The following is a 9975-nucleotide window of genomic DNA, read 5'->3' as shown; positions in this document are numbered from 1 at the left end:
CCTTACGTGAAACTTGTTTATGGGGGCTGTTATTCGACATTTAAAGAGTGACTGAGTACTAGCCATCCCTCGCAATTCGGGGGAAGGATGATAGGTTCGCTTCGGTCAATGTCGATTTGTGCTTGCTAATAGGGTTCTTCTTGTTTGGTGGTAAGAATCTAAGCTTATTCTAACTCAATAGTGCTGGATAACTGTAAGCCCGACACACTCCTAAAAGCAAAACAAGATACACCTATGCTGATGCAAGTATACTTTTAGTCTTTTGGTAAAAACCCAGTTCATTGATAGTAACAAGTCCACGATTGCTGACAAAGAGATTATTGATAGTTTGCATTTGAGTTTTTGCTTGGCTGATAAAGCCACGTTGCGCCGCCACAAATCCAAGAATAGACCAAGGATATGGATCGTAGCTACCATTTTGCCAAGTGGGTGTTTGGGTGTTCAGATAATTCCATGCCGTACCGAAATATGAAGATAATTCGACTAATCCGAATGCCTGTGGAAAAACTTGGCAGGTAGTACCGGCATAAAAAGAGGTTTCCGCTACCGATACGGTATCGTTTGGTATGAAACCGCCATTTGCAATATCAAATAAATAGGTGGTGATTCCAGTGACAATGCCGTTTGCAAACGTATCATAATAATCAGCTTCCCGATCACCGGTATTGCGTAGCATGTTAGCGAAGTCACGCAGTCCTCGATACACTTCACAGTTATCCATCAAATAACCGGTATTATTGTTTTTGTTGCGGGGCGATTGAAATACGCTCGATAAGCCATTGAATTTTATGGGTACAGCCAAATTATAATAAGCGACTTTTTTGAGCTTGATTTTGTTTTTATTCCACCACGTCCAGTTTGAACTTGCCTTGATATACATGGTAACTAAGGAAAGAAAAGTGACTGCGTATGAATCATCAGAATCAGATAACAGTAGATCATAGCCACTGAGTGGGTTACCGTTTTTGAACACCACATCTTTAATCGACGCATTTGCTTCTAAACGATTTAAATACAAATCCAAATAACTGCGTATGTAAAGATCGAGATCATTCGTTGACAAATACGGCACAATTGAGACTAAACCCAGATTTGTAAAATACCAGTTCAGTTTACCCAAGGGTGCAATTTGATAGCCCCCTGCAAAAACACCAGATTTAATTCTAAGTTTTTTGATTTCATTGACAGCATCTATATTGGTTACTGCTGCGCTGATGATTGGTGCAGCTATCGAAACTCCGCTATAAGCCACGGAAGCGGCAGAGTACAACAAAAAAGTCCTTCGTTTCATACATATCTCCTCATTTTCTGGAATAAACCTGGAGGCAACAGCGCTTCCTTACCTCTGTTGTATAAATATTTTCTGAAAGCTATTGTATTCTTTTTCGGATGTGATAATTTTTATTACATAATTTAAGTTATATTTTACTTTTTGGAAAGCGTAAAGACAAAATAGTCGTATTCTGTTTTTACATTGTTTTTATTTATGCCGGTGTAATTACCTTAATTAGGGAGAAACCGTATGAAACATGATCGTTACGTGTTGTGGATGGCAGCAATGCTAGGAGTGTCAGTGGTTGGTGTTGCACTGCCGGTGTCGGCTGCACAAACCAGCCATACGTTTTCGTTTCGTGTTACAGCCAACCAGAGTCTTGGTGCTGTTAATCCCGATCTGTTAGGCAGCAACCTGGAGTGGTGGGGCTATGGTGATAGTGTTTTGACGGGTGAAGGCAAGCAGCGCCCGGAAATTATTGCATCTGCGGCAGCACGAAAACCTACCGTGTTGCGTTACATGGCCTCTGACTGGTTTGAGTGGAAGAAATCGATGCCTGAAACCAGAGGCTATAGCCCAACACCGGGTGGGGATAGTACGTCAGAGTACGTGTATTTTGGTACTCAGGAGTTTTTGGAGTTTTCCAAGGCTATTGGTGCAAAAAGTCTGATTATCCTGAATATGTATCAAGGTTGGGTTGAGGGTTTCACTTATGCTGCTGGTTCAACTTCCTTACCTGCGAATGATGCACGAGATTGGGCGCTCGCCATCAAAAATAAGATAGCGGCAGGATGGACTTCTAGCATTCCAGGGCAAGGTAAACTCAATGATGTCAGTTATTGGGAATTGGGCAATGAGCCTTATCATGGCGGGTCTTATGTTAATGAAGTTTCCAAAGAACACGGTATGCGGCCTGGAACGCTTGCCGAACGAGCAGGATTGGCCGCCAAAGCAATCATCAAAGTTAATCCAAAAGCCCAAGTGTTGTTACCTTTGGCAACTTGTATTAGTAATAACAAGGCGACTTGTGTACCTTGGTGGCAAAATAATAAGGGTGTTGCCGATGGTTTTTACTACATGAATACTGTGCTATCGGGAATGCCAAATGCCTCCATTGATGCCATCAGCTTGCACAATGCCTACATGCCTTCAGTGTGGGCGGGTGACATCACCGTCTATCCAATTAATCCAAGTAATCAAAAGTGTCCGGAAACTTACTATTGGGGTGCAATGGCTTCACCGAAATCGGTGATTGATAACCTGAATACAGTAACCAAACTGGTCAATAATTCGTATCGCCCTAAATTTAGAGGCACACCTAAGTATGCCATAACGGAATATGGGCCAGTATTTGACCTTTATGTGGGGGATGTTACTGCTAAAACATCGGGTGAATGCGCCACAAATAGTTATTTGGGCTACCAACAAACGGATGTCAGCAAATGGACTGCAACACCCGCCGGGGGGCTTTATGTGGCAGATTTAATCCGTGAATTCAGCTTGCGCAACGATATATTAATGGCTAATCATTGGTCGTTGAGCGGTAATTGTCCAACGGATAATACTAACTGCTTTGGCGAAATTTACTCCAGCGAAAATACGAATTGGCAACCTAAAGTTCGGCCAATTTATCAGGTGCTGCAACTGTGGTCTACCTTATTGCGTCCGGGCGCAACGCAGGTGGCTGTTACAGCTATCCAGCGCGAAACTAAAACAACCGAGAATATCGGCCTTTCGCCAGCACGTACCATTCCTATCGTGGAAGCATTTTCTGTGAAGTATGCTGAGCAAGGTGCTAATTACCTTGGTATATTGCTTATCAATAAAGATCCAGCGCGCAGTGGTGTGGGCACGTTATCAATTGCCAGTGCCAAGCCATCCAAGGTTACTTATGAATTGTTATCGACCACCAAGCTGCTGATTGATAACGGTACTGATGTATTCAATGTCTCGACCGGAAATTTGGCCATCAAAAATGGTAACATTAACTTCACCATGCCGCCTGGCAGCATTGAAGTTATTCGGGTAAAGATTTAATCTGTAACTGTGTTAACAAACAATACACAACGCTTAATGATTTTTTACGTCGCTGGGCAGAAGCCGATAAAAAACAGGCCATTATTCAAGAACTCACCCAACAGGGCGTATTTTGGCAAGAACTACAACAAACGGTTAGCCAAAAACTAGGCTATGAACTCGACCCGTTTGATTTGATTTGTCATATCGTGTTTGACCAACCACCGCTATCTCGCAAAGAACGCGCCGACAATGTCAAAAAGCGCGATTATTTCAGCAAATATCAAGGCGCAGCTAAACAAGTCTTAGAAGCCTTGTTAGATAAATACGCCGATGTTGGCATAGAAGAAATTGAAAAAACCGAAGTCATTACCCAAGCCCCCTTTTCAAACATGGGAACAGCGGTAGAATTACTCACCGCATTTGGTGGCAAAGCCAATTATGTAAAAGCCGTCAAAGCGTTAGAAGATGAACTTTATATGCCGCGAAAATCCGCTTAGGAACGTGCATGAAATAACTTGAACAACTTAAACGCCACCACCGTTCGTGCTGAGCCTGTCGAAGCATGAACTTGCTCAAGTTATTTCGTGCGCGTTCCTTAACCTAGGAGTACAAACCTGGGTTTGTACTCCACCACTAACCCCAAAATAACAAAAAATCATGAGCATAAGCAACACCGTAAAATCCATTCAAGACATCATGCGCAAAGACACAGGCGTTGATGGCGATGCCCAGCGCATAGGACAGTTAGTGTGGATGCTGTTTTTAAAAGTCTTTGATGACAAGGAAACAGAATGGGAAATGCTGAAAGATGATTATCAATCTCCGATTCCAGAAAAGTTACGTTGGCGTAACTGGGCAAAAGATGACGAAGAGCTAACAGGCGACAAATTAAAAAACTTCATCGACAATGAATTATTTCCCGCTTTAAAAGACCTAAAAACCCAAGCTGATGGCGGTGCGAAATATGTTATCGGCGGCCTGTTTGAAGATGCCTATAACTACATGAAATCAGGGCAACTCATCCGCGAAGTCATCAATAAAATTCAAGCCGGTATCGACTTCAACAAAACCAAAGAGCGCCACCTCTTTGGCGACATGTACGAACAGATTTTAAAAGGCTTACAAAGTGCAGGTAATGCGGGTGAATTTTACACACCCCGCGCCGTCACTGAATTTATCGTTAATCGTGTTGATCCCAAACTAAACGAAAAAGTCCTTGATCCTGCGTGTGGTACAGGCGGTTTTTTAACCTGCACTATTGACCATAAACGCCAGCATTACGCCAAAACCACCGACGCAGAGCAAGTGCTACAAAACAGCATCTACGGCATAGAGAAAAAACCATTGCCGCATTTGCTCGCCACCACCAATATGTTTTTACATGGCATAGAAATTCCTGTGCAGATAAGACACGACAACACTCTTGCCAAAGCCTTAATTGCGTGGACACCTGAAGAGCGAGTGGATGTGATTATCACCAATCCGCCCTTTGGTGGTATGGAAGAAAACGGTATTGAAAGCAACTTCCCTAAAGAATTTCAAACCCGTGAAACCGCTGATTTATTCATGGTGTTAATCATCCGTTTACTAAAAGACGGTGGCCGCGCCGCTGTCGTTTTACCCGATGGCTTTTTATTTGGCGAAGGTATGAAAACCCGCCTTAAAGAAAAACTGCTTACCGAATGTAACTTGCACACCATCGTGCGCTTACCCAATGGCGTGTTCAGCCCGTATACTGGCATCAAAACCAACCTATTATTTTTTACCAAAGGTACACCGACTGAAACTATCTGGTTTTATGAACATCCATATCCTGACGGCGTGAAAAATTACAATAAAACTAAGCCGATGCGCTTTGCTGAATTTCAGCCGGAAATAGACTGGTGGGATAATCGCCAAGAAACGGAACAAGCATGGTGCGTGAACTTTACCGAGCTAAAAACCAACGCAGAAGCCAAAGCCAAACCGCATTGGCAACACGCCGACACCCTCAAACAACAAGCCGCACACAATGGCATCACACCCACTGAAAAACTCGCTTTATTAAATCAGGCAAAAGAACAACAGCAAGCGGGCGATGCTATATACAATGCCATCTTCAACTTAGATTGCAAAAATCCGCACAAAATAGAACAAGACAACCACGACCCTGAGAGTCTATTAAGCCACTACACCGAACAACAACAAGAGATTGAAGCCTTGCGCCAACAACTCAAAACCATATTAAATGCCGCGTTGTCTACAAATTAAAAGGGAAAAACCAATGGCAAGAAAACTTATCAGCTTTGATTGGGCAATTAAAAAAATCCTGCGTAGCAAAGCGAATTTTGGCATTCTCGAAGGCTTTTTAAGTGAATTATTGTTCACCGATATAACGATTCTTGAGGTATTGGAAAGTGAAAGCAATCAAAATCGGGAAAAAGATAAATATAATCGAGTCGATATAAAAGTCATTGATGCTAATCAAAAAATTATTATCATTGAAATCCAGTATTCGCGTGAAATGGATTATTTACAACGCATATTATTTGCCAGTGCCAAAGCCATTACTGAACATTTAGTCATAGGCGCGTCTTATGCGAATGTCAGTAAAGTTATTTCCATCAATATTCTATATTTTGATTTTGGCAAGGGTGATGATTATATCTATCACGGCACAACGAATTTTATCGGCTTACATAATCACAGCGAATTGCAATTAAGTGAAGAACAAAAACGCCTGTATTCCTCAGAAAAAATTGCTGATATATATCCAGAATATTATTTAATTGAAATACGAAATTTTAATAATATAGCCAAAGATACTTTGGATGAATGGATATACTTTCTTAAAAATGAGCAGGTTGAAGACAGCTTTACCGCCAAGGGCTTAAAACAGGCGAAAGCAGTTTTAGACGTATTAAAAATGAATGATGAAGAACGGCTTGATTATGAATATCATCAAACACAGTTACATCATGAAGCCAGTTTATATGAATCCACTTATGTATTGGGAAAACTGGAAGGGATTGAAGAAGGTATGGAAAAAGGTATGTTAATGGCGGCTAAAAATTTAAAACAAGCAGGGATTGATAACGCTACTATTGCGAGTGCCACGGGTTTATCTATAGAACAAATTACCCAATTGTGAGGCGTATGAACCAGTTAATTACCAATAATTTAGCAATATGGACAACCGCGCCCAATGACATAAAAAAATTGCGCGAGTTGATTTTAAAATTAGCGGTGCCAGGCTTGTTAGTGCCGCAAGACTCGACTGACTATATTAAATTCGGCTTTGTCGTAGATACCGTCTTGAAGCACATTATGCAAGTAAAAAATTTGGATCGAATTTCTCACCCGATTTTAATATAGCAAAAGCAAGATGAATTAACTTACGCATGGCGGCACAGGCAATTGCCTTACCATTTTTGCCATTGGCTTTAAGGCGCTCACAGAAAATACGGATGACAGGATTATGCTGCCAGGCTACCAATGCTGGCATGTATAAAGCTTTACGCAATCTTGAATCACCATTTTTGGCAATGCGAGTTTTGCCTGTCCAGGTGCCTGACTCGCTGATTTTTGGCGCAAGGCCTGCGTGAGCTACCGCTTGCTTGGCACTGGCATACCCATGGTGTAAGCTCAAGGCAACGAGGAGATGGGCGATGGCTGCAGGGCCGATACCAGGGATAGAATCAAGCAAGTCGCTGCGATTCTTGAGATCTGGGTCGTTATCTATGTGGTCATGAATGGCTTTACGGGTGGCTTTTAGCTCGGTATCCAGGGTCAATAGAACCGCATTAATTGATGGGATGATAGCTGGATCGGCGGTATCCAGCCGGTTTTGTTCCATCTGTTGCATTTCAAGCAAATGCTCAATACGGCGGGTCATAGCCTGTAAGTCACGAATATTAATGGGTAAAGGAACCCAAGCTTTTAACTCTGCTTGCAGTCCATAGCGGGCGATGAGCTTGGCATCTGCTTTGTCAGTTTTTGCGCGGATCAACTCGCTTTTACCGAAAGCGTGAATTTGAGCAGGATTAATGACACTAACAAAATACCCGCGATCTGCCATAAATTTGGCAAGCGGTATGCTGTAAGCTCCTGTAGCTTCCATGCAAATGCGAACATTAATGTCGCCAAAGCTAGCTAACCAAATGATAAAGTTGGCATAACCTTGAGCATCGTTCGTGAATTTAGCATGCTTGTATTTACTTTCATACAAACGAGCTACATCGAACTTCAATTTAGCAATATCGACACCAATGATAACGTTTGACATGATTTTAGTATTTGATAAGTATTTGAATAACAATTGTTTTAATCACAAAGTGCGCTCGCTGTGCTCAGCCTTATAAATACAGGATCATCCAGTCAATGGAGTCCTAAGTATACCGTTCGAACTTTTATAGCGAGTGCGGATAGCGGGGAGTTCAATCTACGTGGCAGGCTTTTAAGCCTAAGGTCGGGTGCGACTTCCCCGCTACCCTCCCGATGATCAGTCGGGGATTCTGACTTCAAAAGAAGACAGAATCAAGATATAAGGTTGGGTTAGGCGATAGCCGTAACCCAACAACACACTGACCAATTAACTCAAATAGGAAACATCATGCTTAATTACCAAACAACAGACGACACCGTAAATTTAAAATTTTCTAAAGAATATCTAAGTTCTCCAGAAGTCATAAAGCTCATTGAAACATTGCGTATAAGAGAGTTGTTATCAACTAGCCAACTGTGTGCTGATGATGTCATGAAACTGGATGATGAATTAAAAGAAAACTGGTGGCAGGCGCATAAAGACGACTTTTTGGGAAAAATTCAATGACAGCCATTATTGTTGATACCAATATTGTTTTTTCGGCATTGGTCAATAAAAATTCAAAAATTGCCAGTTTTTTATTAGAGCCTAATCAATTACTGGTAATGCCGAAATTTGGTTTTGTCGAACTTTTCAAACATAAAGAAAAAATTTGTAGCATCAGTAAACATTCTCAAGATGAAATCCTAGAAATTTTGTACCAATTGATAAGACACATCGACTTTTATGATGAAAATAGCATTTCAGTGAATACCTTAAAAAAGGCTTGGGAAATTGTAAAAGACGTTGATCCAAAAGATATGTTATTTGTAGCACTGACCCTAGAACTGAACGGTTTATTATGGACGGGTGATAATAAATTACGCGCTGGTCTTAAAAACAAAGGCTTCGATGCCTTCTTTGAAACAAATTGATTTTTCTAGGCGTAGACGTAAGTTGGCTAACCCAACATAACTTTACTATCAAATAATTAAGGAGAGTAACATGCAAACCATCACCTTTACCACCGATGATACGGTCAGCCAGTTATTGAACGACATTGCCAAAGAAAACAATAAGCCCACCAATGAAATTATTGCTGAATCGCTCCGTTACTATGCCGATATGCTCCAAAGAAAAAAACTACAGCAGCAAATCAAATACGCTTCTAATTTAGTGGCTAAACAAAGTTTACAAATCAATCAATCGTTAGCTGCGAGCAATGCCGATGCCCTTGTCCCTATTGAAAAACACAATAATGTCATATTAGGGACATTAAAAGGCGCGTTTAACGTACCCGAAAACTTTGATGACAGCTTATTGCAGCAATCGGCACAAAACCATCCATAAAACATAAATGAAAAAAGCCATTTTTCGTGGTAACTCACTCACCGCCTTGCGTAATTTTCCGCCAGATGCCAAGCAATTGGCAGGTTTTGAAATACACCGTTTGCAAGAAGGCAAGCTACCGCGTAATTACAAACCCATGAATACCATAGGGCAAGGTGTGTATGAAATTCGGTTAGCGGTTTCTGAGGGGCAGTATCGGATTTTATATGTCGCTAAGTTTGCAGAGGCTATTTATCTTCTGCACGCTTTCCCAAAGAAAACCCAAAAAACGTCTGCAACTGACATTGCAGCGGGACAAAAAGCTTATCAAGAATTAATGAAGGAGTTGAAGCCATGACAGAACACGTTTTTGACACTATCTGGGACGCGCTAGAACCCGACCCGATAGCACGCGCCAACTTACAATTACGTTCGCAGTTATTATCCGCGCTGATTGATGTGCTTGAACAAAACGGCATGACGCAAACACAGTCAGCCACTTTATTAGGTATCGATGAGCCTTGTTTAACGAATTTAATGGCAGGACGAATTGACCTTTTTACCATTGATAGTTTAGTAAATATGTTAGAGAAAACGGGACGACATATTACTTTGAGTATTGCCGCCTAATGAACCATTTAATTACCAATAATTTAGCAATATGGACAACCGCCCCCAATGGCATTAAAAAGTTGCGCGAGTTGATTTTAGAATTAGCGGTGCGCGGTTTATTAGTACCGCAAGACCCGAATGACGAACCTGCCAGCGAGTTATTAACAAAGATTGCCGCAGAAAAAGCGCAATTAGTGAGCGAAGGGAAAATTAAACCGCCTAAGCCGTTGGCGAAAATTAGCGAGGGGGAAAAGCCGTTTGATTTGCCTGAAAATTGGGAATGGGCGCGATTAGGCGATGTTACGAATTATGGAACTTGCGATAAAGCAGAATCAACAGACGTTGATGAACAAACTTGGGTGCTTGAATTAGAAGATGTGGAAAAAGAAACCTCTCGTTTCTCTGTACATGACAAAAAATTATAGCGATTGGCAACATTGTTTTAAATCAATAAATTGAA

13 protein-coding genes are annotated in these 9975 nt (G+C 41.5%); 11 read left to right on the top strand and 2 right to left on the bottom strand.

What is annotated here, in order from left to right; translation table 11 throughout:
* Window positions 1-232: 232 nt before the first annotated feature.
* Window positions 233-1291 (bottom strand): hypothetical protein, encoded by a 1059-nt coding sequence (locus CRENPOLYSF2_RS13865; RefSeq protein WP_087144544.1) that lies wholly within the window; start codon window positions 1289-1291, stop codon window positions 233-235.
* Window positions 1292-1522: 231 nt separating this feature from the next.
* On the opposite strand from CRENPOLYSF2_RS13865, the gene CRENPOLYSF2_RS13860 reads away from it, so the two are divergent.
* The 5 genes from CRENPOLYSF2_RS13860 (at window position 1523) to CRENPOLYSF2_RS18620 (ending at window position 6646) form a co-directional block, all read left to right on the top strand.
* Window positions 1523-3310, top strand: a complete 1788-nt coding sequence (locus CRENPOLYSF2_RS13860) for a hypothetical protein (protein ID WP_087144543.1) — start codon at window positions 1523-1525, stop codon at window positions 3308-3310.
* A complete protein-coding gene (locus CRENPOLYSF2_RS13855; protein ID WP_087144542.1) occupies window positions 3310-3789 on the top strand; it encodes a type I restriction-modification enzyme R subunit C-terminal domain-containing protein in 480 nt (159 codons plus the stop codon). The genes CRENPOLYSF2_RS13860 and CRENPOLYSF2_RS13855 overlap by 1 nt, the downstream gene beginning before the upstream one ends.
* Before the next feature lie 160 nt (window positions 3790-3949).
* The gene (locus tag CRENPOLYSF2_RS13850) at window positions 3950-5542 is read left to right on the top strand and encodes a type I restriction-modification system subunit M (protein ID WP_087144541.1); all 1593 of its coding nucleotides are present in this window, start codon (window positions 3950-3952) and stop codon (window positions 5540-5542) included.
* Between the two features lie 13 nt (window positions 5543-5555).
* Window positions 5556-6422 carry an Rpn family recombination-promoting nuclease/putative transposase gene (locus CRENPOLYSF2_RS13845; protein ID WP_087144540.1) on the top strand — a complete coding sequence of 289 codons (867 nt, stop codon included), beginning with the start codon at window positions 5556-5558 and terminating at the stop codon, window positions 6420-6422.
* A gap of 5 nt (window positions 6423-6427) precedes the next feature.
* Window positions 6428-6646: a hypothetical protein gene (locus CRENPOLYSF2_RS18620; protein ID WP_140396872.1), complete on the top strand. Its 219-nt coding sequence runs from the start codon at window positions 6428-6430 to the stop codon at window positions 6644-6646.
* On the opposite strand, the gene CRENPOLYSF2_RS13840 is transcribed toward CRENPOLYSF2_RS18620, so the two are convergent.
* Window positions 6597-7589 carry an IS110 family RNA-guided transposase gene (locus tag CRENPOLYSF2_RS13840; protein WP_245808002.1) on the bottom strand — a complete coding sequence of 331 codons (993 nt, stop codon included), beginning with the start codon at window positions 7587-7589 and terminating at the stop codon, window positions 6597-6599. The genes CRENPOLYSF2_RS18620 and CRENPOLYSF2_RS13840 overlap by 50 nt on opposite strands.
* A 294-nt stretch (window positions 7590-7883) precedes the next feature.
* Here CRENPOLYSF2_RS13840 and CRENPOLYSF2_RS13835 point away from each other — a divergent pair, with 294 nt between their 5' ends.
* The 6 genes from CRENPOLYSF2_RS13835 (at window position 7884) to CRENPOLYSF2_RS13810 (ending at window position 9940) form a co-directional block, all read left to right on the top strand.
* A complete protein-coding gene (locus CRENPOLYSF2_RS13835; RefSeq protein ID WP_087144538.1) occupies window positions 7884-8102 on the top strand; it encodes a hypothetical protein in 219 nt (72 codons plus the stop codon).
* Window positions 8099-8509: a PIN domain-containing protein gene (locus CRENPOLYSF2_RS13830; RefSeq protein WP_087144537.1), complete on the top strand. Its 411-nt coding sequence runs from the start codon at window positions 8099-8101 to the stop codon at window positions 8507-8509. Before CRENPOLYSF2_RS13835 ends, CRENPOLYSF2_RS13830 begins: the two co-directional genes overlap by 4 nt.
* Window positions 8510-8579: 70 nt before the next feature.
* The gene (locus CRENPOLYSF2_RS13825; RefSeq protein WP_087144536.1) at window positions 8580-8924 is read left to right on the top strand and encodes a ribbon-helix-helix domain-containing protein; all 345 of its coding nucleotides are present in this window, start codon (window positions 8580-8582) and stop codon (window positions 8922-8924) included.
* A gap of 7 nt (window positions 8925-8931) precedes the next feature.
* Window positions 8932-9261 (top strand): type II toxin-antitoxin system RelE/ParE family toxin, encoded by a 330-nt coding sequence (locus CRENPOLYSF2_RS13820; RefSeq protein WP_087144535.1) that lies wholly within the window; start codon window positions 8932-8934, stop codon window positions 9259-9261.
* Complete coding sequence (locus CRENPOLYSF2_RS13815) at window positions 9258-9533, top strand: helix-turn-helix domain-containing protein (protein ID WP_087144534.1); 276 nt, start codon at window positions 9258-9260, stop codon at window positions 9531-9533. Before CRENPOLYSF2_RS13820 ends, CRENPOLYSF2_RS13815 begins: the two co-directional genes overlap by 4 nt.
* On the top strand, window positions 9533-9940 hold the full coding sequence (locus tag CRENPOLYSF2_RS13810; protein ID WP_217884119.1) for a hypothetical protein: 408 nt from the start codon (window positions 9533-9535) through the stop codon (window positions 9938-9940). The genes CRENPOLYSF2_RS13815 and CRENPOLYSF2_RS13810 overlap by 1 nt, the downstream gene beginning before the upstream one ends.
* Window positions 9941-9975 lie beyond the last annotated feature (35 nt).

The organism is Crenothrix polyspora (assembly GCF_900163755.1).
Lineage (GTDB): Bacteria > Pseudomonadota > Gammaproteobacteria > Methylococcales > Methylomonadaceae > Crenothrix > Crenothrix polyspora.
The sequence above is the reverse complement of the archived record's forward strand: the minus strand, read 5'-3'. Positions and strand labels throughout refer to the sequence as shown.